We start from the raw sequence: 20,806 nt of genomic DNA, 5'->3' as shown, positions 1-20,806 counted from the left end.
TTCCTGTTTCTGGTCTAGCGCAGCATCCATCGGATTTGCAATTAATTGCACAAACGCGCGTACGAAACTAAGGTCCAGCCATGTCAGTGAAACATGGATTGGACGTCAGACGTGTTCCAGGAAAGCCGCAACAGCGCGTGGGGTAACGACGGGTCAGCCGCGACCACTCCGCGCGTTGGTGCGCCCGCCAAGAACACTCCCACCGTCCAATTCAAAAAAGCCGACGAGGAACAGCAGCTCGTCTACGGCGAAGTGTATGCGCCGACGGTCCCCGACAGCCAGGGTGACTTCATGACCCGTGAGGCGATCCAAGAGATGGCCCACGGGTTCATGCGTCGCGGTCTGGTGACGAAGATCGACGTCCAGCACACGCGGGAAGAGAGCGGCTGTTACGTGGTCGAGAGTTTCATTGCCAGGGACGATGATCCGACCTTCATCCCAGGCAGCTGGGTGCTCGGCGTCAAAATCCCCGATCCATCCGTGTGGAACCTCGTGAAGAGTGGTGAGCTGAACGGCTTCTCGCTCGATGGGCTTGGCGTGCGGGTGGACACGGTTCTGGAAATCAATGTCCCCGAGACCATCACGGGGCAAACAGAAGAAAGCGACGGGCACAGGCACACGTTCTTCGTGAAGTACGACGATCAGGGCGCGTTCCTTGGGGGTTGGACCGACGAAGGCCCGGACGGCTTCCGCCACGAAATCAGGCGCGGAACGCTGACCGAGACTGCCAACGGGCATGCCCACCGCTTCTCATTCGTCGAAGGAGTGCTCGATGCCCGAATTGCGAGTTAAGGCCACCGAGCTCGTCGGCACCAACGTCGATTTTGTCTCGCTCGTTAAGCGGGGAGCGAACCGCATCCCCTTCCGAATTGTCAAACAAGAGGATGAACCAATGCTTGACCTTGCCAAAGCCGGTCGCAAGCTTTTCCAGAAGGCGGAGACCACCCCCGAGGTCGTGGCTGCTGTAGTCCCGGCGGGTGTGGATGTGGTGAAGATGGCCGAAGTCTTCAAGGAAGCCGGCCTCGACCCGAACTTGTTCGTGAAGACGGAAGTGGATGGCGTCGTCACGCTGGCCAAGGCCGACGCCGACAAGGCCGACGGCACCGTTATCATCAAGACCGGTGACCAGGTGGGTCTCGTCATTTCCGGCCTGAAGAAGGCTTTCGACAGCTACAACGCATCCGGTTCGGACTTCGCCGAGGCAGTGAAGGCGCAGGGGTTTTATCCCTCCTTCTGCACAGCTCAGGACGTTCTTGGCAGTTGCGTCAGCGTGGCTCTGCACAAGTCCAACACACCTAGTGAGGCAGCCGAGCGCGTCGCCAAGACCGTCGATGACTTCAGGTCTTACGTCAGCGGACTGGCATCGGCTCTTCCTGCGTCGGCGTTCTACGTTGACCGCTACTATTCCGACATCGCGAAGGGCGAAGAAACTGCCCCGGAGCCCGCCGCCAAAGAAGAAGAAGCCGACAAGCTGAAGGCCGAGGCCGACAAGGCAAAGGCTGAAGAGGCCAAGAAGGCCGAGGATGAAAAGACCACCAAGGCTGACGCCGATGCGGACGCCCCCGTGGAAGAGCCGGTTGCCAAGACCGGAGAGAACGACGCTGGGTCCGAACCCAACGCCGAGATTGCTGCTCTCAAGAAGTCTCAGGACGAGATCATGGGTGTCCTGAAGGAGCTGCAAAAGTCCGTCTCCACCTCGATCAGCGGCCTTCAGGCCGAAGTGAAGAAGGAGCTTTCGGGCATCAATACCCGCGTCGAACAGGTGGCCTCGCAGGCCCAGAAAACCGACGCGGCTCTGAACGGCACCGTGTTCGCGGAGCCTGATGGTGACAAGCCGGCCCCGCTGGAGAAGCAGGACGGCCATCGCGGAGCGCCCCCGCTCCTCGACACCGCCTATGACCGCCGCGAAGTCGCTTAATCGCGCGCAACAGCCACACCGAAACCCTTACGAGGAACCTGAAATGTCCAGCAATAGCACCCTCCTTCGCAAGGCCGATCTCGCGATTGAAGACCTTCGCGCCGACGGCGGCGAACTGAACCCCGAACAGGGCGCATCGTTCATCCGCAAGCTGATCAAGCAGCCTACGCTCATCCGGCGCTGCCGCGTTGTCGAGATGCTTGCCTCCAAGCGCAAGATCAACAAGATCGGCTTCGGTCGCCGCATCCTGCGCAAGGCAACGTCCGGCGTCGCCCTCACGCCGGCTCAGCGTTCCAAGCCCTCGACCGAACAGATCGAGCTCAACTCCAAGGAGCAGATCGCCGAGGTCCGGCTGCCCTACGACGTCCTGGAGGACAACATCGAGCGTGCGTCTGCCGCGAACAACGAAGGGTCGAACACCGGTCCCGGCGGTCTCCGCCAGACCATCATCGATCTGATCGCGGAGCGCGCGGCACTCGACACCGAAGAGCTCGGGCTTCTGTCCGACACCGACTACACCAACCCCGGCGACCCGGACGATGAAGAGTTCCTGGCGCAGGGTGACGGTTGGCTGAAGATCGGCAAGACCGTTGGCAACGTCTATGACGTGAACAACCAGACGGTATCCAAGACGGTCTTCAAGAACGGCCTGAAGACGATGCCGGTGCAGTTCCAGCGCAACAAGCCGGCCATCAACCACTTCGTGTCGGTCAACCAGGAGACCGAGTATCGCGACACCCTCGCGGATCGCGGCACCGGCCTGGGCGACAACATGGTGCAGGGTACGGCTCCGGTCTTCGCCTACGGCTCCCCGGTCAGCGCGGTGTCCCTGATGCCGGAAGACACGGGCATCTACACGGACCCGATGAACCTGATCTTCGGTATCCAGCGCCAGGTGTCCATGGAGTTCGACAAGGACATCTCCGCACGAGTGTACATCATCGTGCTGACCATGCGTATCGACTTCCAGATCGAAGAAGCCGAGGCCGCCGTGGTCTACGAGAACATCGCTGACATGCCGTAAGGCGTTAGTGAAATTAATTGCACGCGGGGCTGGTCTATCGTAGGCTGGCCCCGCTTGTTTTTGTGGCAGCTAAGGAGAGCGAAATGCCAACTGCAAAACTGCTTGAGCCGGCCCGGCTTAATTACCTCGGACGTCTCTGGGAGAAGGGTGTCGAGGAGCCCATCGACAACGAGACCGCCGCGATCCTCGACGAGAACCCGCGCTTCAAGGTTCGGGGCTTCGCGGGCAGCACCGCCAACTTCGACGACGATGACGTGATCACCCGCCCCACGACGAAAGACGCCCTGGGGGAGGCCATCCGCGAAGTCGTGGACGCTCTCGATGTGGACGAAGAGACCAACTTCACGGCATCAGGCGCACCGCACCCGTTCGCGGTTGCTTCCGCCCTGGGCTACGCCGTGTCGGCGGCGGACATCAAGGCCGCCATGGGCAAGGGCGGTACGAAGGACGCCACGGCGAACGATCTCGTGGACGGTGACAAGGGCAAGGCCCGTTCCGGCGTCAAGATCAAGCGTGTGCCCCGCACCGACGCGGCCAAGCACGTCGCACAGGCCGCCCAGAAGGAGAAGGCTTCCGCAGCCAAGGCCCCGGCCAAGCAGCCCGAGGCCGACCCTGCTGGCGCGAATGACCCGACCACCGAAGGCGCTGTGGAGGTTTAACAACATGCTCCTGACTTCTGCCGCTGCCGTTCGAGAAGAGCTCGGCTTCGACGACATGACCGACATCAACGATGCGGTCGCCATGGCGTTGAACGCCGCCGAGCCTCAGCTGGCTTCCGCGCTCAACACCTCGTTCGGCAGGGCGGAGGTCACGGATACCTTCTGGGTGCCAGAGCCCACCGTGGTTGACGGCCCCCACCGCAAGACAGAGTTCTGGCTGTCACGGGGATTTGTCTTCGGCGACCTGACGGTGGCCGGCTTTGATGTTCCGCCGGACGCCATAAAGCTGAACCGGGAACGGGGTGTCGCCCGTGATTGGGAGACCTTCTATGTCCGGGCGCACGTGGCGCTGACCTACACCGCAGGCTTCGAGGCGGACGAAACCAACCCCAAGCAGTACAAGCTTGACCAGGTGCCTTCGTGGCTCCAGGAGGCGGCTCGCCTTCAGGCCCTCGTGCACCTGTCCAGCGCAGCACCGATTACCGAAGCAGGCATCTCCATTGATGTCGAGACCTGCAGGACGCAGCTCGCGTCCCTGATGACGGACCACAGCCGATACGCGCCTATGGCGATCCACCCCCTGTGAGGGCGCATGGCGAACGACCTCACACTTGAGTTCCAGTTCCGAAACCGGCGGTTCAAGGACGCCGAAAAGGGCCTCCGAACCTTCCACCGGGTGCTCAAGAAGGATTGGGACGGTTCTGCCAAGGTGCTCAGCGCCGAGTTGCGGGGTTTTCTGGACGCTGTGGCTCAGGCTCTCGTTGAGCGGCACTCCGGGGCTTGGCCCGGCGGCACCACCACGAACACCCTGTCCCGACGCTCCGGCGGCATGCTTGAGAGCATCGTGAACAGCGTCGATGTGCGCGGGCAGACGTTCACTACGATTGAGGGGGTCATCGGCGGCTCCTTCATTGCCGGGGTGCAAGAGTTCGGGGCGACGATCAAACCCAAGTCCGCCAAGTATCTGACCGTCCCGCTCCCAGCCGCCCTGAACTCGGATGGCACGCCCATCAAGAAGTCCGCGCGGGAGTGGCCGAACACCTTTGTCGCCCGCAGCAAGGCCGGCAACCTCATCATTTTCCAGAGGCGGGGCGCGCAGATCATCCCGCTGTATGTCCTGAAGACCAGCGTCACGATCCCCCCGAGGCTTGGCATGCAGGCCACGCTTTCGGCAGGGCTCCCGTATTTCGTGGACCGGGCCATGGACGAGATTGTTCGAGCCGTGGTCGCGGCGAAGTGAGGCATCATGACCGAGAGCGTTCGCAAGCTCATCCTGAGAAACATTGAGGCGGCCTACAAGTCGGTGCAGCCGCCGGCCCCAGGCGACCCCGTGACCGATGACGACTGGCCGTTTGCCTTCTCGTCAGTGGAGATCGGGCCTCTGGCCGACGAGGATCACCGCAGGCGCTTCTCCATCGGTATTGTGGCCGGACCCGAGAAAGAGCGGTTCACCATCCCGTTCATCGAGTGCAACTGGACCGTGGGGGTGGAGTTCCGCGCTACGATCAACAGGGGTGACCCGAGACCTGCTCTGGTGGCTGAGGACGTCCTGACCGTGGTGAAGCGCGTGGTGGACATCGACCGCACCTGGGGCGGTCTTGCCGTGGACACGAAGCGCAAAGGCAACGAACTCGACCTAACGACCTACGGGGACAAGACCGTGGTCGGCGTGATGTTCATGGAGATCATGTTCCGGCATTCGCATATCGACACGCGTGATCGACACCCGGACCCGTAGGCGTACCGCGCAGGGGCACCGCCGTTGACCGTTGGCAGGAGTATGCAATTAATTGCACTCTCAACGAAGACGAGGTTCGTGCCGTGAGCAGCAAACTCAAGATCAGCAAGACCAAGACCCCGGTGGATGACTACGCCGAGGATGAAGTCGAGACGGTGGTCGAAGACCCCGTGGCCGAGCCTGTTGCCGAAGCTCCCGCCGAACCAGCAACCGAAACTCCCAAACCCGAAGACTACGGCAAGGGCGGTGTCTACCGCTCGGTTGGGGGAGGCAAACGGGTCCGCGTCTAACCCGCCCTCCGCACTCAGAAAAGGAAAAGGTGCCCCATGCCTATCGAACCCCTGAAGAAGAAGGCGTTCTCCGGTACGTCCAACATTTTCAACGGCTTCCTCGAAAAGAAGCTCAACGAGATCATTACGGCTGTGAATGGCGGTGGCGGCGGTGGTGGCCCCGCATCCGTGGCTTGGGGTGACGTCACGGATAAGCCGGTGGTGATCGCTGCCGGTGCTGACGCTGCTGCCGCTCGCCTGGCCATTGAGGCCGGCACCTCCGACCTTACGGCTGCGGACGCTGTTGCCGCTGTGGCCGCCAAGACGGAGGTCGCAGCTCTCGCACCCATTGCCGATCCCGGAACGGCCACGGCCACCGAAGTGGCGACGGCATACAACGCGCTCGTCGCGGCCCTCAAAGCCTAAGCGCCAACGGACAGGCGAACTCCAACAGAAGGACATAAGCTATGACCGTTGCAGCTCCTCTCCTCACGCGGCGTGCTGTCTTGCAGGCCGCGATTGAGGCGACCTACCGCGATGAGGCTGTGGTCGGGGTCAACGACGCGCTCTACGTGCAGGAGCCCGATTACTCCGTGGACGTCAACCTGCTCGAACGAGACTTCGCGCGGGACGACCTTTCTCCTCTGCCGAACATCGTGGGTCGCCGTCTCGCGTCCATGACCTTCACGACAGAGCTGAAGGGGTCCGGGTTCCAGCACAGTGGCGACATCAACGACGCCCCGCTCATCTCGCGCCTGTTCCGGGCCTGCGGCTATTCGCTCACCGCGAATGCTGCGCCGGACAGCACCGTGATGTATCCGCTCGGCACCCACAATGTGGAAGTGGCCTGGGCCGTCGATGTCTCGGCGGCAGCGCACACCGAGCTGATCAATTACACCGTGGAAGTCGTCACGGGCGGCGCGTCTGGTGTGGCCGAGGTCATCGTCCATTCCGACACCGCTGGTGAGGACGCGGCGGCAGCCATCGTCACGGACGGGCAGCCAATCACTCTGGGCACGTCCGGCGTCACCGTGACGCCTACCTGGTCGGGTGATCTTCAGGTGGGCAAGCGCTGGACAATCTGGGCCATGCCCACGGGTCTGCGCCTCGACCCGATCTCGGACAACTTCGAGAGCCTGACGCTCGTCCTGAACATGGACGGTGTGCAGCACAAGATGCTGGGCTCGCTGGGCACCTTCTCGGTCACTGCCGAGGCCGGCGATTACGCTCGCATCGAATGGGAGTTTCAGGGCACGTTCCTTGATCCCGAAGATGTGCCGATGCCGATCTGCAATTACGAGAAGTCCCTGCCGTCCCAGGTGGAGCTTGCTCGTCTGCGGGTGGATCGCGATTACACGATTGTCAACGCCTTCAATTACACGCAGGGCAACGACATTCAGATCAGGCCGGACGTCAGCTCCAAGGAAGGCTATGTGGGCACCCGCATCGTCTCCCGTGCGCCGGAAGGGGGTATCGACCCCGAAGCCGAGCTGGTCGCCAACCACGACTTCTGGGGCAAGATGGGCCGGGCCGACCGTCTCACCTTCCAGATGCGCGTGGGCAAGGAGCCCGGCAACACCGTCTGGTTCCTCGCGCCGAGCGTCCAGTACACGGGTCTGACCTATCAGGATCGGAACGGCATCAGAACCTACGACGCCCAGCTTCGCTTCTCGCGGGTTCTGGGCAACGACGAGCTGTGCATCGTCTTGATCTGACGTGTGCAATTAATTGCAATTTGGTCTCAGGGGGAGGGTGGTTTCACTCTCCCCCTTTGCATTTGGAGGATCAGATGGCCGGGTATTCCGTCCGGGTTTACGTGGTGCAGCTCGCTGATGCGCAGGGGAACCTGACCGGCCCCGTGGTGGCTGCAAAGCTCACGTACAAAGCAGCGCACGAGATCGCCAAAGAATATGCGCCGGCAAAGGTGACTCCGATGATTGCCGACAAGTCCAGTGTGCCGAATAATCCAGACTTTCATTCGACTTAGACATCGGGTTTTCAGATTATCTTTACGCCCGCAGGGTATTCTTCTTGAAAGAAGGAGGATCACCCCATGGCAAAGAAGCAAAAAACCCACGAGTGGAAGCCCAAGCGGATCGTGTCTGTCCTTGGTGTAGCCGCAGCCATTTTCGGGGTCACTCAGTATTTCGGGTATCGCGAAGCCGAGGCGTTCAAACGCGGCGAGTCTTTCTACGACGGCACCCAATGCCTGTCCTCCTGGGACGGCAGCCCAAGGAACCTGGTGTTCGCCGTCGAGGACAAGCTGAAAGACCCCGACAGCTTCCAGCACATCGAGACCCGATACAACAACGCTGACCCGAAAAAGATCGTCGTGCGGATGGAGTACCGGGCACGAAACAGCTTCGGCGGCTACGTCGTTGAGACGGCTTACGGCGAGCTCGACAAGAACAACTGCAAAGTCCTCCGCGCCTGGTGACTCCGGCGCGGTTTTTGGTCCAGCGAGTTTGCAATTAATTGCACGGGCCTGATGCCTCTAGTAGGTTGCCGGGACTGCTCATAAGGGCAGCCACCGCCACGCAGCCAGGAGGCAGATTGATGGCACTGATCGCGATGACCGTCTCGGATACGGTCGAACACGTTTCCGTCAAAGACCCCGCACGCACCGTCACGAAGGTTCCCGTCGATGAGAACGACCCTTCCAAGGGTATGCGCGACCAGGTGAACATCGCCGATGGTGCGACCAAGTTCTTCCTGAAGCCGCTCGACGTGTTCCTGATGGGCTACATCTACGACAACGCGTCCTCGCTCTCCGGCAAGGAAGGCAGCGACGAGATCGGCATTAAGACCCGCGTCAACCAGACCAACATCGACGCGGTGCGGCACGGCCTGGCCGGCTTCCAGAACTTCCTCGACGCCAAGGGCACCCACATCAAGTTCAGCACGGTCAAGATCGCCGTGAACGGTCGCGAATACGAAGTGGCCGACGACGAGACCATGAAGAAGCTGGGCATCCGCCTGATCCAGGAGCTTGCTGCCCGGATCAAGGAGATCAGTGAGGTCTCGGCGGAAGAGGAAAAAAACTAAGAAGGGGCGTCACCGTTGTCCGGTTGATGCCTGAGCGCGAATGCGTGGGGTGCTCAAAGCAGAAGGAGTGGGGCTGTACGGCTAAGCGGTGGAAGGACCATCTTCCACACGAGCCTGACGTCCCCGGCAACTGGATCAGGCCGGCCAAAGTGCCGGTCACGATCCTCGGGGATACGCTCTACTCCTGCCCCCGGCAGAACCTGCACCAGAACCCGCAATACTGGAGCTGGTTGCTGAAGTTCTACGGCTTCTACAAGAAGGGCTTCCTACCCGGCCCCGGAGGCATACTGGACCAGTCCAACAAGGCTATCGAGGTGTTTCGCATCCTCGACGATGCCAACGACCAGTGTGATCGCGTCGAAGACGAGAAGCGTAAAAAGAGGGGAGCCAAAGGGTCACCTCCAGTACAGCGTCCTTCGCGTTGATGAAATTAATTGCACACGGTGATGCCCCATGAACGGCGAAGAGCTAGAATTCATCCTTCGTATGCGCGACGAAGCCACCGCCATCCTTGACAAGGTGGGCGGTGGTCTCGGCAAGGCCGGCAAGGGGGCCAAAGGCTTCTCCGACGAGAACAAGAAGGTCAGCCGGAGCCTGGGTGATGTCGTCAAGCAGGCCAAGGCGGCTACGGCGGCCCTCGGCGGCATGTACGGCTCCATGCGCATGCTTCGGAGCGCCACCAACGCCTGGAGCGATTACCAGCTCGGCCTCGTGGGTGTGGTGAAGACCACGGGTATGGCCGGTCGCGAGCTCGATGTCTTCCGGGGCAAGTTCGATCAGCTCGACCGGACGATGAAGGGCATCTCGACCCAGCAAATCCACGCACTCTCCGAGACCGTGGGCCAGCTGGGTGTGACGGGCTCCGACAACATCGTCGCCATGACCGAAGTGCTGGCCAAGCTCGGCGTGACCACGGACATCGTGGGGCAGGAGGGGGCATCCTCCGTGGCCCGTATTCTTACGCTCACGGGTGAGGGGGCCAAAGGCGTCCGCGAGTTCGGTGACGCGCTGAACTACCTCGGCAACAACTCGGCAGCGTCCGAGAGTGAAATCCTACGCATGGCCACGGTGCTTGCTCAGTCCACGGCTGAGTTCGGTATCTCCGGCAAGAACATTCTGGCCCTGTCTGCCGGCGCTCGGCAGCTGGGGGTGAGCTTCGAGCTCTTCGGCACTTCGTCTGGTCGGGTGCTGCGCAACCTGCGCGACGGCATGATGGCCAATACGACCGGCTTCAGGACATTCCTTTCCGTGGCCGGCATGACGCGCGAAGAGTTCCAGAAGCTGCTGGCCGAGAAGCCCGAGCAGGTCATTGTGCGTTTTGCCCAGGCATACGCCCAGATGACGGGTAGCGGTGGTTCCGCTGGCTTCCTCCAGGCGCTGGGTCTGAACACCGACGAGATCAAACGCGTCTTCGGTGCCATCGGCGTGCAGGTCGAGGCCATGCAGGAGAAGCTGAACCTCGTACAGAGCGACGAGATGTACGGGGCGCTGGATCGTGAAGCCGAGCAGTTCTTTGCTGCTCAGGCGAACCAGCTCGACGGTATGGCTAAGGCGTGGAAGTCGTTCAACGCGTCTGTCGGCGAGGCCCTTGCACCCCTGACAGGGCCGGTTATCGAAGGTGTGACGCAAGCCCTCTACGGGCTTTCCGACGCCATCAGCGGTTTGCCCGCCGGCATCAAGCAGGTTGCTGCAGCCGGGATCGTGCTCGCACCCGCCATTGGTGGTATCGCCGCAGCGTTCAAGGTGCTGAAGCCTCTCCTCGTGTCCGTCGGTATGTGGAAGACCGCCAGCGGTGGTGTGGGCATCCTCGCCAAGGCCGTCGGCGGGCTCAAGGGGGCTGTCTCTCTGGCGGGACGGGTCATCAGCCGCACATGGCCGGTTCTTGTCGGTCTGCTGGCTGGTGAGGCCGCGCGCGCAGGCGGCGACTGGATCGCCGAATGGGCGGAGCGCAATCTGGGAGAAACCACCCTCAGCAAGCTCGCCGCGTTCCGCAAGGAGTACGAAGGCTTCTTCGACTTCATGGCTCAAGATTTGGTGACCGGGGTTATCCAGTCCGGCCCGAACGCGGGCATCAATTACCGCACAGGCCAGCGTGAGTATGAGCAGAATGACAAGGGTGAGTGGGTAAAGTACACGCCCAAGGTAGAGCTGCAGCCCGATTGGGGCGACGGGATCGGCAGCACGCTGCGCGACCGGGTTCAGGACGAGGTTGATGCCGCCGGCCCGGTGCGCATCCCTGTGACCGAAGAGGATTACGACGCCCTCAAGGCGCTCAACTCCCAGATCGGCCTGCTCGAAGACATCAGGGCGCAGGAAGAGGCGCTGAACCGTATCCGCGAGAGCGGTATGGACATGCTGCGCAATCACAACGACGCGTTGTCCGAGCAGGACGTTGAGCGCGCCCAGCGGCTCCTCGACCTCAAGAAGGAGGCCGCTGCCGATCCAGTTGGCTGGTCTCTGCGTGATCTGGACAGCGAAATTGATGCGGCGCGCGCCGTAACCAGCGAGCAGAAGCACCAGCTGGCGATCCGCGAGAAGGTGCGTGAGATCGTTGAGCAGACCGGCGAGTCCGAAGAGCGTGTGCTTGGGCGCGTCACCGCCAAGATGAATGAGCTCCGGGACGCTCAGTCGAAGATGAACTTCAACGACATGATCCGGGACTACAACTCGGACATCGAGGCGGCACGCGCAGTCACGGTTGAGGCTCGTATGGAGCTGGAAGTTCGCGAAGCCATCCGCGACCTGCAGGAAGAGGGCAAGAAGCTCGACGAAGAACAGGTTGCCGCCATTCGTGGCAAGGTGCAGGAGCTTTACAAGGTCCAGCAGGCCAACGCCTTCGAAGACCAGATGCGCGCCGCTCGCAGCAGCCTGGACATTGCCCGCGCAACCACGGAGGCCGAGCGTGAGCGGCTGCAGATCAAGCAGCAGATCGACGCGTTCGAGCGCCAGCACGGCAAGCTCGCCCCCGAGGACCGCCAGCAGCTCGCCGCAGCACTGGCCGCCAAGAACCAGGCGGAGGCGTTCGGTCAGCTCCGGTCCACTCTGGACCCGGTGGGCGAGGCCACGCGTCAGTACGAGCAGAACGTCCAGACGCTGAACCAGGCGCTCGCCGACGGCAGCATCACGGCACAGCAGTATCAGGACATGCTGAACCGCCTCAACGTCACCACGCAGGACGCCCGTGACCCGTTCGGGGCGCAAATCCGATCCATGCAGGAGGCCCTGCAGGTTGCCCGCATGACGGGCGACTATCGCGATGCCGACGTGAAGACCCTCCAGACGATCAATCGTCTTCAGGAGCAGGGCGTCACGCTCTCGCAGACCCAGAAGGATCAGATCGCGGCCATGAACCGCGAGCTTCAGGACATCGAGAAGGCGCGCGGCAGCGGTCTTCAGGGCTGGGCGAGCGGCATCGGCTCCCTGAAGGACAACCTGATGGACCTGACCAAGGACTTCGCCTCCGGGCTGTCCGATGCGCTGGTCGGCGTCTTTACGGGGCAGAAGGGGGCCATCACTGGTCTTCTGCGCAACCTGGCGACCGGCATGGTCCGCCTGGGCGTGAACCAGATCATGAAGAACATGGTGCAGAGCTTTCAGGGCGGCGGTGGTGCGTCCGGGATGGGCAAAGGCGGCATCGGCGGGTTCTTCTCCCGCCTGTTCGGTCGGGGCGATCAGGAGCAATCCCCGGCCAAGGACGCAGCCAGCACCGTGCAGGATGCCGTGCAGCAGATGACGGCGGCCAATATGACGGTAACCGCCGGCACCGTGATGATCAACGGGTCTCCGGTAGGCATGCCCGGCGTTGGCGGCCCTACGACCGGTTCGATCTCCCAGCGTGGCGGAATGATCTTTGATGAGCTCATGCCGTCCGGTGGCGCGGCCAACAGCAACCTCGCCGGCCTTGGGTCGCAGATCAACTCGGCTGTGGCTCAGTCGGCGTCCTCTGCCGTGGACAACGCCACGAAGTTCCTCGGCATGAGCGAGCATACGAACGCCAGTCAGCTGAACTCGTTTATGAAGTCGCAGGGCGTGGACATCGACGCGGCCAAGACCGCTTGGTGCGCGGCCTTCGTCAACACGAACCTGGAGGCGGTCGGTGTGGATGGCACGGGCTCGCTGGTAGCCAACTCGTTCCTGAAGTGGGGCGACGGGGTGAACCCGCAGGACGTGCTCAAGGGCGACGTTCTCGTGCAGCACCGTAACAAAGGCTACGGAAACACGGGCGGGCACGTGGGCTTCGCCACGGGCAACACCAAGATGTCGGAGCAGGGGCTTCTCCTGGAGATGCTGTCCGGCAACGAGAAGGATCGCGTCCAGAAGTCGTGGAAGCTCGCCGACCAGGTAGCCGTGCGCCGCGCCAGTGCCGAGATGGGCAACGCCCCGCTGGATGCCATGTCCACGGCCTCCGTTCCCGAGGTGTCCCAGCTGACCAACCAGTGGCAGCAGCAGATGGCGACGGCAAACGCGAATATCGCCCAGCAGATGCCCCAGGCGTTTCAGGCCCCGATGCAGAACGTCGGCCAGCAGTTCGACCAGGTGTTCGCTCAGGGCGGCAGCGCCTTCCAGCAGGTGGCCCCGCAGATGCAGAACATCGCCCAGCAGGCGCAGTCCGTGGTGCCACAGCTTGGCGGTGTGGGGCAGGGCCTGACGAGCCTCATGGGTCCGCTCGGGCAGATGGTGCCGGGTCTGAACGACTTCCAGAACGGTCTTCAGGACGCCCTCAAGTCGATCCTCGGCTCCGGCGGTGGCGGCGGTGGGGGTGGTGGCATCCAGTCCATCATGAACCAGCTGATGGGCTCCCTCGGCGGCGGTGGCGGCGGTGGCATGTTCGGCGGCATCTTCAGCATCTTCAAGCTTCTGCTCGGCGGCCTGTTCCACAAGGGTGGCGTGGTCGGCGACGGTATGCCCGCCTCGGGTATGCGCGCTCTCCCGGCCAGCGCCTGGAACAACGCTCCGCGCTTCCACAAGGGTCTGAAGAGCAACGAGTACACCGCCATCCTGGAGCGCGGAGAGCGCGTCCTGACGGCCAACGACGACCGGCGGAACATCAATCTGATCGAAGGTCTCTCCGAGCGTCTGGATGCCCAGAGCCGGCAGCGCGCCCAGAACGATCGATCCCGGTTCGGGAACGGGTCTCAGTACAACCAGAACATCACTGTTTACGCCGAGGACGCGAACAGTTTCCGCCGCAGCGAAGGTCAGCTCATGGCCGACAGCTCGGTGCAGCTGCGCAGGCTCGGTGGACGAAACAGCTAAGCAATTAATTGCAATCGGAGAGAGACATGAGCCTGCTTTGGATGGACGGTTTCGACACCTACGGGGCGCACCACGGCGCGCTTACGGACAACGAAGACCAGGAGAAGGTACTTGCCAGCTCCGGCTACACCGCCGTCAGTCAGGCGACCTTCCATGACGCGACACGGACGGGGCGCGGGCTCGCCGTTCGTCTGTCCCGAGGGGCTGCCGTTTACCAGACCGGACGCCTTCGCAGGGCGTTCGAGACGCGTGACGAGGTGATCATGGGCGCTGCCGTGCGGGTCGGTAGCTCGGATTTCGACCGGTTCTTCACGATCATGTACGACAACCAGCTGGGTGATCTGCATTCGCAAATCTCCATTGCCCGTAATGCGCAGGGCGGGATTTCCGTGGTCGGCTACACGACCGGGCCATCGGGGAGTGTAAGCACCCATCTTGTGGCCGCCTCCCGACCCAACGTGATGTTCCCGGACGTCTGGCACTACGTCGAAGTGAAGTACAAGCCCGGCTCTCACGTCGTCGTACGACTGGATGGGGCTGTCGTGCTGAATGGAAGCGGCTGGACGAACCCCAAAGCCCCGAAGAGGGTCAATCTCTGCACGTTTATCTGCAGCCCAGCTGATTGGTCTACCGCGCATTCTAACACGCACACCTACTTCGACGACCTGTACCTCTGCGACACGCACGGGACGCAGTTCAACACCTTCTGTGGCGACGTGGTTGTTCACGGCCTGATGCCGCTGCAGGACGCCGGCCCGAATGACATGTCGGCTTACGGTGGCGGCCTTGCGAATTATACGGCAGTGGATGATGTCCCGCCTGACGACAACCTCTCGTACATCTACTCGAACACGCTCGGGCACGTGGACATGTTCGATCTCGATGACCTCCCGGCGAACATCATAGACGTGCTCGCCGTGAGCGTTCACGCGCGCTGCCGCAAGGACGCCGCAGGCACCTCGAACATCAAGCTCAAGGCGCGCTACGACGGGCTCACGGCGGACAGCCCGCCCATGACCCTGCCGACCGTATTCGTCGGGAAGCACCACATCTTCGAGACGGCCCCGGACGGCGGCGGGTGGAACAAGGTCAAGGCGAACAATCTGAACATTGGCGTGGAGATCGCCTGATGTCCGGCAGGATCACCGCTTCATGGTCTGGGATGATGGTTGTCGGGGAGGACAGCATCCACGTCACCCAGAACACCGCGAACTTCCTCGGGCGCTCCAGCGGCCACCGCCGAAGGATCACCCAGGTGTATGCGCAGATCATGGGTGAGTACCCGCTGAACACGGGTGAGCCAGAAGCTGACGGCTCGAACCGGTTCACCCAGCTTCATGCAAACGTGATGGTGCCCTTCACGCCCAATTTCGAGTGGATCGACATGGTTATCGACGAAGTTTTCCCGTTCGACATCAGCTACAATTCCATCGGTGCGACCCGCTTCCATACGGACGTCGTGCGGGTGGACAGCGGTCACGACCAACGCAGCAGCCGGTGGTCGCAGCCGCTCATGGAATACGACATCGCCTACGGGGTGCGCACCATGGAGCACCTGCAGGGCCTGATCGCATTCTTCCGCAGCATGGCGGGCCGCCGGAACGCATTCCTCTACCACGACCATGTGGACTACACCTCCACTCTGGCAGTCGATGAAGAAGCTCGCCGCGCGCCGGACATCTCTCCGCGCGACCAGGAGTTCGGGGTCGGCGACCATCAGCGCTACCGCTTCCAGCTCGTCAAGCACTACCCGACGCCAAGCGGCCAGTCCGCGCAGACCCGACCCATCTATCGCCCGAAGCCGGGTAGCGTGCAGGTCGCGGTCGGCGGTCTTCTGGTGGACAACTACGTCGTTGACCACGAGCGTGGCATTGTGGAGTTCATACCGAATTGGGCAAAGTATGACCTTCAGTCGATGCGCATTGAGCCCGATCTGGACGGGAACAACCAGCCGAATGGGCGCTGGATCATCAGCGGCGACCCCGGCATGTTCACGGGGCTCTTCGACGGTGACAAGATCATCACGCGTGGCTGGCTCAATCCGGCAAACAACAGCAGCGAGACGATCTCGCTGATCCTGACCAGTGTCGCAGGCGACGGCTCCAGCGTGACGTTCACCGCGCCAGAGAATTACGGGGAACTGGAGACGAACCGAAACGGCGTCACCGTCGTCCGGCATCCGGCCCCGCAAGCGAACCTTCTTTTGACCGCCGGCTTCGAGTTCTATGTGCCCGTCCGGTTCGACACCGACCGGCTCCCCATCTCTCTGGAAGAGTACGGCGTGGGCGGCGCGGCTGACGTGAAGCTGATCGAGGTTCGCCCAGCGGAGATGTTTGACGAATGAAACGGATCAATCCAACGCTCTTCGACCAGCTGAAGGAGCGCACGACGCACATCGTTCTGGGGTGGCTTCTGGAGCGAACGGATGGGCTCAAGCTGGGCTTCACCTCCGGGGATATTCCCTTCGAGATCGACGGTCTCCGGTACGAGCCCTCGAATGCTTTCAGCGGCATGGCTGTGTCCTCGAAGACAAACCTGTCCGTGGACAACACGAGCGCCAAGGCTCTGGTCTCCGATAAGATCACAGATTGGGATTTGCAGGCCGGCCTGTGGGACAACGCCTTCATCCGCATGTTCTGGGTCAACCCCATGGACCCGCAGGGTGTCGTGCCTATCCGGGGCGGTCGCCTGGGTGAGGTGAAGATCCGCAACGGCGAGTTCGAGTGTGAGGTGCGGTCGCCGTTTCAGAAGCTGCAGCAGCCGTTCGGGGAATTCTACACCCTGGAGTGCTCCGCTACGCTGGGAGACCACCGCTGCCTTGTGTGGCTGGAAGCCGAGGAGTGGAGGCCGAACGAACGCTATATCGCCAAGGCGGGTGCAGACGCGGGCATCGGCTCCTACGTCAAGCCGGCTGTGCAGACGGGCTTCTGGTATCAGTGCGTGGCTGCGCAAGGGGAGCAGGCCGCCGTCACCTCGAACCCAAACGCCAACCTGGCGACGGGGGATTGGGCGCAGTCTGACACGATGCTGTCATTCTTGAATGCATCCGGCCCCGCCGGCCTCTTCAAGATGCTCTTCGAGATGATGCGGATCAAGAGCGGGGACGTGCTCGTTGACGAGAACAGCGATCCCGCCGTCAGGATGATGGCCTCGGTGATGGATCGGCAGCAGGGCGTCACCACGGAGGGTGAGGAGGTCTTCGGCAGCAGCTATTACCAGCCGGACCTCACACAGAGCGGGCAGCTTGTGAACTCTCAGGCGTACCTGACCCCGACGAAGGAGGGTAAGGTTCCGCTGTCCGCCCCGGCGGGCGTGCAACCTCTCACGATCACCAACGGCTCGGCCTCCGTACGCTACGCGCTGGGGTGGTCTGGCAGCGTAGAACCCCATTGGCCCCAGCAGCCGGGTGCCGAGGTCGTGGACAGCCAGCTTGTCTGGAAGTGCATTCGCGCGCGCCGGCTGGTCGGCCAGGTCACCGCCGTGTTCAGTCGATCCCATTTCACCGACCGCGACCGGATCGAACCGATGGACTATTGGCGCTATGGGGTGGTCGAGTGGCTGACGGGGGCCAACAAGGGGATCAAGGTCGAGGTCCGGGACTACGGTCAGACGAACGGCGGGGGCTTCGCTCTGCTTGAGCAGATGCCTGGCGAGATCAGGCCGGGTGACCAGTACGAGGTCGTGGTCGGGTGCGCCAAGACCCGCACCGCTTGCCGGGCCTTCGACAACATCCACAATTTTCGGGGCTTCCCGGACATGCCGACGGAAGAGAAGGCGCTGGCCACGGCGAATATCACTTCCAAGGGCGGGCAGAAGAAACAGGATAGCGGAGGCAGCTGATGCTTGAGCGCAAGAGGATCGTGGACATGGCGCGGGGTTGGCTGGGCGTCCGGTATCGGCATCAGGGGCGGTCCAAGGAGCGTGGTGTCGATTGCGTCGGCCTCATACTCGGGGTAGGTGCTGAGCTCGATTTGCAATTAATTGCACCGCAGTTCTATGCCGAAAGCCCAAGCTCCAATCTGGTCCTGCGCTACGCCGATCAGCAGCTGAACCCCATCGAAAGCCGGGAGTTGGCTCTGGGGCGGGTAGCGATCCTCTGGGGCTTCGACCGTAACGAGGCGCAGCACCTCGCAATCGTCGGCGAGCACGCGGGCCGGCTGACCATGATCCACTCCTTCAGCAAGGCGGGGAAGGTTCTGGAGCACAGCTGGGACAGTTTCTGGATGAAGCGTCTGGTGCGGGTCTACGAGTTCCCCGGCACCGCGCCGTTGGAGGAGAAGACCTATGGGTAAGGTAGCCCTATCGCTCGCCATCGGTGTTGGTGGTGCGCTCCTGTCGGCGGCTCTCGCGCCGAAGCCGAAGGACCAGTACGGCCCGCGCCTGTCCGACATCAACGTCGCGTCGGTCAGCCCCGGCAACCCGATCATCAGGCATTGGGGCACGATGAAGGTGCCCGGTCAGATGCTGTGGACCTCCAAGCTGATCGAGACCGAGCACGTCGAGGAGGTCGGCGGCGGCAAGAAAGGTGGCGGCGGCAAGCACAGCCAGAAGGTCTACACCTACACCTACTCGGTGGATTGCGCCGTGGCCGCCTGCCAGGGACCGATCAAGCGGATCAATCGCATCTGGGCGAACCAGAAGCTGCTCTGGATGCACGAGGACATTCAGATGCGGGCGAGCGACGACTTCGACGCGGCCTACTACGCTGAGCTCGACCGGCTGGTGAACCAGGAGGGTGTCACGCGGATCGTGGAAGCCTATTGCGGCGCGTTCTTCTTCGCCTTCAACAATTACAGACCCGACGAGTACACCTACGGCACACAGGCCGAGGCCGTCGATTACATCATGGCTCATCCGGGGACGAACCTGACCCCGCCGATCCCCGCACCACAGCGCTCTGAAGTGGACGCGCTTATGGGGCAGATGCTGGACGGTCTCGGCAGGGATCAGGAGTACGCGAAGAACAAGCTCCGCTTCGACGCGATGAACATCTACCTCGGCAGCGACACGCAAATCCCGAACGCCAAGATGGAGGAGTATCTGGGCCTCGGGAACGTGCCGGCATACCGGGGCGTCGCCTATTTCGTCCTGCACAACCTGCAGCTGGAAGACTTCGGCAACGGCATCCCGCAGTTCACGGTCGAGGTGCAGCGGGGCGACGGTGAGGTGTTTCTGCACGAGATCGTCACCGACGTATGCCGGGAGAGTGGTCTTGAGGACGCCGAGTTTGACGGGATCGGATACCTCCCGACCGACCGCAAGGTGACGGGCTTCGCCGTTACGCAGTCGATGTCCGGGCGCGCTGTCCTGAACATGCTTCAGTCGGTGTTCCCGTTCGACGCCGCAGAGAGCGATTACCGGATCATCTTCAACTGGATCAACCAGCGCCCGGTCGCGATCCTTCGGCGGGAGGACTTTGGTGCCTATGCCGAGGGCAGTGACCCGCCCCCGTCCGTCGAAGTCACCCGAGCACAGGACGCGGACCTGCCCCGGCGTCTCCAGATCAAGTTCCAGGAGCCGGCCCGGTCCTTCTCCCCGAATATGGTCTATGCAACGCGCAGCGTCACCGAGAGTGACAGCGTGGACGAGGTGGACGTCACCATGGCGCTCACACGCCAGCTGGCCAAGACGCAGGCCGAGGAGATGCTTGCCCTCAAGTTCACGGCCCGCAAGACGCACAAGGTGGTGGTCCCGCGCAAGTATGTGATCATCGAGCCCGGTGATGTCGTGCTCGTGCCCGACCCCGCCGACCCTGCGGGCGACCAGTATCTGTCTTGGCGCTGCGTCGGCGTGGACATCGGTGCGAACGCGGTTCTCGAACACACGTTCACGGATCACAACCAGTTCGGCCACAGCCAGGCGATCACGGAAGACGACCTGGACATAGACGATAACGAGCCGGAGACGATCCCGCGCGCCTCCCCGACGACGCCCTACATGCTCGACACGCCGCTCTTGTCGGACGCTGCGACTGACAATGTGGGCTTCTACACCGTGCTCGCCGGGAACCGGAACAGCTGGTCCGGTGGCGTCCTCCTGCTGGACATCACGTCCGGGGGCACCATTGAGGTCTTCGGGGTCGAGGAGCCCAACGAGGCCGCCGGGTCGAAATGGTACGCCATTGCCCAGAACACGGTGGCTGTCGCGCATGGTTACGCCATGACTGCGCTGCCTGACGCTGTTCCGGGTCTCTGGGATGAGACGATGGCCATCCGGGTGTTCCTGATGAACAACGACATCGCGCTGGCCTCCGCAGACCCCGACGACGTGCTCGGGCAGCCTCTGAACATGGCCGTCATCGGCAACGAGATCGTGCAGTTCTGCAATGTCCGGGAAGTAGGCAACGGTGTCTGGGAGCTGTCCAAGTTCCTCCGGGGCCTGCGAGGGACGGAGCACGAGATCGGTAAGCATCGCCCCGGCGAGAGGTTCGTGCGCCTGAAGCAGTCTGCCATCAACCGGGTGACGCACGATGTCAGCGGGCTGGATCGCCCAGCGGAGTTTCGGGCTGTGACTTTCGGGGATGACCCCGACAGCGCGCCGAGCTTCCAGTTCATCAACACGGGCAACAGCCTGCGTCCGTTCACGCCCGCCATCCACGAGCTGGTGCGGCGCTCGAACGACGACATCTACGTGCGGTGGAGCCCACGTCGCCGGCAGAATGGCGGTCTCATCAACGGACAGACGCTGGAGATCGACCAGCCTTTCGAGCGCTACGAAATAGATGTGCTGGACGGCGCAGCAGTTCTGCGCACCGAGGTGGTCGAGGACCGGGAGTGGACCTATACGGCGACCATGCACCAGTCGGACTTCGGTGAGATCAGGGACATCGTTCGCGTGAGGTTGTATCAGATAGGGCAGACAATTGGGCGTGGATTTGCCCAGGAACTGGAGGTTTAG

20 protein-coding genes are annotated in these 20,806 nt (G+C 62.4%); all 20 read left to right on the top strand.

The features are described from left to right. Positions 1-111: 111 nt before the first annotated feature. Positions 112-792, top strand: coding sequence for an XkdF-like putative serine protease domain-containing protein (locus DEJ54_RS19140; RefSeq protein ID WP_162742360.1), 681 nt, complete (start codon positions 112-114; stop codon positions 790-792). Between the two features lie 100 nt (positions 793-892). Further along, positions 893-1,918 carry a hypothetical protein gene (locus tag DEJ54_RS19135; RefSeq protein WP_113155977.1) on the top strand — a complete coding sequence of 342 codons (1,026 nt, stop codon included), beginning with the start codon at positions 893-895 and terminating at the stop codon, positions 1,916-1,918. A 43-nt stretch (positions 1,919-1,961) separates the two neighbouring features. Next, the gene (locus DEJ54_RS19130) at positions 1,962-2,942 is read left to right on the top strand and encodes a hypothetical protein (protein WP_113155976.1); all 981 of its coding nucleotides are present in this window, start codon (positions 1,962-1,964) and stop codon (positions 2,940-2,942) included. An 83-nt stretch (positions 2,943-3,025) separates the two neighbouring features. Then, positions 3,026-3,601 (top strand): hypothetical protein, encoded by a 576-nt coding sequence (locus DEJ54_RS19125; RefSeq protein ID WP_113155975.1) that lies wholly within the window; start codon positions 3,026-3,028, stop codon positions 3,599-3,601. 4 nt (positions 3,602-3,605) lie between these two features. Next, on the top strand, positions 3,606-4,187 hold the full coding sequence (locus DEJ54_RS19120; protein ID WP_113155974.1) for a hypothetical protein: 582 nt from the start codon (positions 3,606-3,608) through the stop codon (positions 4,185-4,187). Between the two features lie 6 nt (positions 4,188-4,193). Then, the gene (locus tag DEJ54_RS19115) at positions 4,194-4,841 is read left to right on the top strand and encodes a hypothetical protein (protein ID WP_113155973.1); all 648 of its coding nucleotides are present in this window, start codon (positions 4,194-4,196) and stop codon (positions 4,839-4,841) included. Between the two features lie 6 nt (positions 4,842-4,847). Further along, the gene (locus tag DEJ54_RS19110; RefSeq protein ID WP_113155972.1) at positions 4,848-5,339 is read left to right on the top strand and encodes a hypothetical protein; all 492 of its coding nucleotides are present in this window, start codon (positions 4,848-4,850) and stop codon (positions 5,337-5,339) included. Positions 5,340-5,422: 83 nt separating this feature from the next. Next, positions 5,423-5,629 carry a hypothetical protein gene (locus DEJ54_RS19105; RefSeq protein ID WP_113155971.1) on the top strand — a complete coding sequence of 69 codons (207 nt, stop codon included), beginning with the start codon at positions 5,423-5,425 and terminating at the stop codon, positions 5,627-5,629. 36 nt (positions 5,630-5,665) lie between these two features. Then, a complete protein-coding gene (locus tag DEJ54_RS19100; RefSeq protein ID WP_113155970.1) occupies positions 5,666-6,034 on the top strand; it encodes a hypothetical protein in 369 nt (122 codons plus the stop codon). Between the two features lie 41 nt (positions 6,035-6,075). Beyond that, positions 6,076-7,323 (top strand): hypothetical protein, encoded by a 1,248-nt coding sequence (locus DEJ54_RS19095; RefSeq protein WP_113155969.1) that lies wholly within the window; start codon positions 6,076-6,078, stop codon positions 7,321-7,323. Positions 7,324-7,397: 74 nt separating this feature from the next. Beyond that, a complete protein-coding gene (locus tag DEJ54_RS19090; RefSeq protein ID WP_113155968.1) occupies positions 7,398-7,595 on the top strand; it encodes a hypothetical protein in 198 nt (65 codons plus the stop codon). A gap of 66 nt (positions 7,596-7,661) precedes the next feature. Next, positions 7,662-8,045, top strand: a complete 384-nt coding sequence (locus DEJ54_RS19085; protein WP_113155967.1) for a hypothetical protein — start codon at positions 7,662-7,664, stop codon at positions 8,043-8,045. Positions 8,046-8,164: 119 nt separating this feature from the next. Continuing rightward, the gene (locus tag DEJ54_RS19080) at positions 8,165-8,653 is read left to right on the top strand and encodes a hypothetical protein (protein WP_113155966.1); all 489 of its coding nucleotides are present in this window, start codon (positions 8,165-8,167) and stop codon (positions 8,651-8,653) included. Between the two features lie 149 nt (positions 8,654-8,802). After that, positions 8,803-9,078 (top strand): hypothetical protein, encoded by a 276-nt coding sequence (locus DEJ54_RS19075; RefSeq protein ID WP_162742359.1) that lies wholly within the window; start codon positions 8,803-8,805, stop codon positions 9,076-9,078. A 28-nt stretch (positions 9,079-9,106) separates the two neighbouring features. Then, on the top strand, positions 9,107-13,909 hold the full coding sequence (locus DEJ54_RS19070) for a phage tail tape measure protein (RefSeq protein WP_113155964.1): 4,803 nt from the start codon (positions 9,107-9,109) through the stop codon (positions 13,907-13,909). 26 nt (positions 13,910-13,935) lie between these two features. Further along, the gene (locus DEJ54_RS19065) at positions 13,936-15,039 is read left to right on the top strand and encodes a hypothetical protein (protein ID WP_113155963.1); all 1,104 of its coding nucleotides are present in this window, start codon (positions 13,936-13,938) and stop codon (positions 15,037-15,039) included. After that, on the top strand, positions 15,039-16,253 hold the full coding sequence (locus tag DEJ54_RS19060) for a DUF2460 domain-containing protein (RefSeq protein WP_113155962.1): 1,215 nt from the start codon (positions 15,039-15,041) through the stop codon (positions 16,251-16,253). The genes DEJ54_RS19065 and DEJ54_RS19060 overlap by 1 nt, the downstream gene beginning before the upstream one ends. Beyond that, positions 16,250-17,749, top strand: coding sequence for a DUF2163 domain-containing protein (locus DEJ54_RS19055; RefSeq protein WP_113155961.1), 1,500 nt, complete (start codon positions 16,250-16,252; stop codon positions 17,747-17,749). Before DEJ54_RS19060 ends, DEJ54_RS19055 begins: the two co-directional genes overlap by 4 nt. Then, positions 17,749-18,201: a C40 family peptidase gene (locus DEJ54_RS19050; RefSeq protein WP_113155960.1), complete on the top strand. Its 453-nt coding sequence runs from the start codon at positions 17,749-17,751 to the stop codon at positions 18,199-18,201. The genes DEJ54_RS19055 and DEJ54_RS19050 overlap by 1 nt, the downstream gene beginning before the upstream one ends. Then, positions 18,194-20,806, top strand: coding sequence for a phage tail protein (locus DEJ54_RS19045; protein ID WP_113155959.1), 2,613 nt, complete (start codon positions 18,194-18,196; stop codon positions 20,804-20,806). Before DEJ54_RS19050 ends, DEJ54_RS19045 begins: the two co-directional genes overlap by 8 nt.

Source organism: Nitratireductor sp. OM-1, assembly GCF_003296175.1.
GTDB classification, from domain to species: Bacteria; Pseudomonadota; Alphaproteobacteria; order Rhizobiales; family Rhizobiaceae; genus Nitratireductor; species Nitratireductor aquimarinus.
This window is presented reverse-complemented; position numbering and strand designations above follow the sequence as displayed.

Bases quoted from the DNA above. Each gene is read 5' to 3' on its own strand.
- DEJ54_RS19100 (WP_113155970.1), top strand. From the start codon at position 5,666: ATGCCTATCGAACCCCTGAAGAAGAAGGCGTTCTCCGGTACGTCCAAC.
- DEJ54_RS19085 (WP_113155967.1), top strand. From the start codon at position 7,662: ATGGCAAAGAAGCAAAAAACCCACGAGTGGAAGCCCAAGCGGATCGTG.
- DEJ54_RS19080 (WP_113155966.1), top strand. From the start codon at position 8,165: ATGGCACTGATCGCGATGACCGTCTCGGATACGGTCGAACACGTTTCC.
- DEJ54_RS19115 (WP_113155973.1), top strand. From the start codon at position 4,194: ATGGCGAACGACCTCACACTTGAGTTCCAGTTCCGAAACCGGCGGTTC.
- DEJ54_RS19130 (WP_113155976.1), top strand. From the start codon at position 1,962: ATGTCCAGCAATAGCACCCTCCTTCGCAAGGCCGATCTCGCGATTGAA.
- DEJ54_RS19045 (WP_113155959.1), top strand. From the start codon at position 18,194: ATGGGTAAGGTAGCCCTATCGCTCGCCATCGGTGTTGGTGGTGCGCTC.
- DEJ54_RS19050 (WP_113155960.1), top strand. From the start codon at position 17,749: ATGCTTGAGCGCAAGAGGATCGTGGACATGGCGCGGGGTTGGCTGGGC.
- DEJ54_RS19095 (WP_113155969.1), top strand. From the start codon at position 6,076: ATGACCGTTGCAGCTCCTCTCCTCACGCGGCGTGCTGTCTTGCAGGCC.
- DEJ54_RS19135 (WP_113155977.1), top strand. From the start codon at position 893: ATGCTTGACCTTGCCAAAGCCGGTCGCAAGCTTTTCCAGAAGGCGGAG.
- DEJ54_RS19090 (WP_113155968.1), top strand. From the start codon at position 7,398: ATGGCCGGGTATTCCGTCCGGGTTTACGTGGTGCAGCTCGCTGATGCG.
- DEJ54_RS19070 (WP_113155964.1), top strand. From the start codon at position 9,107: ATGAACGGCGAAGAGCTAGAATTCATCCTTCGTATGCGCGACGAAGCC.
- DEJ54_RS19060 (WP_113155962.1), top strand. From the start codon at position 15,039: ATGTCCGGCAGGATCACCGCTTCATGGTCTGGGATGATGGTTGTCGGG.
- DEJ54_RS19125 (WP_113155975.1), top strand. From the start codon at position 3,026: ATGCCAACTGCAAAACTGCTTGAGCCGGCCCGGCTTAATTACCTCGGA.
- DEJ54_RS19110 (WP_113155972.1), top strand. From the start codon at position 4,848: ATGACCGAGAGCGTTCGCAAGCTCATCCTGAGAAACATTGAGGCGGCC.
- DEJ54_RS19120 (WP_113155974.1), top strand. From the start codon at position 3,606: ATGCTCCTGACTTCTGCCGCTGCCGTTCGAGAAGAGCTCGGCTTCGAC.
- DEJ54_RS19055 (WP_113155961.1), top strand. From the start codon at position 16,250: ATGAAACGGATCAATCCAACGCTCTTCGACCAGCTGAAGGAGCGCACG.
- DEJ54_RS19065 (WP_113155963.1), top strand. From the start codon at position 13,936: ATGAGCCTGCTTTGGATGGACGGTTTCGACACCTACGGGGCGCACCAC.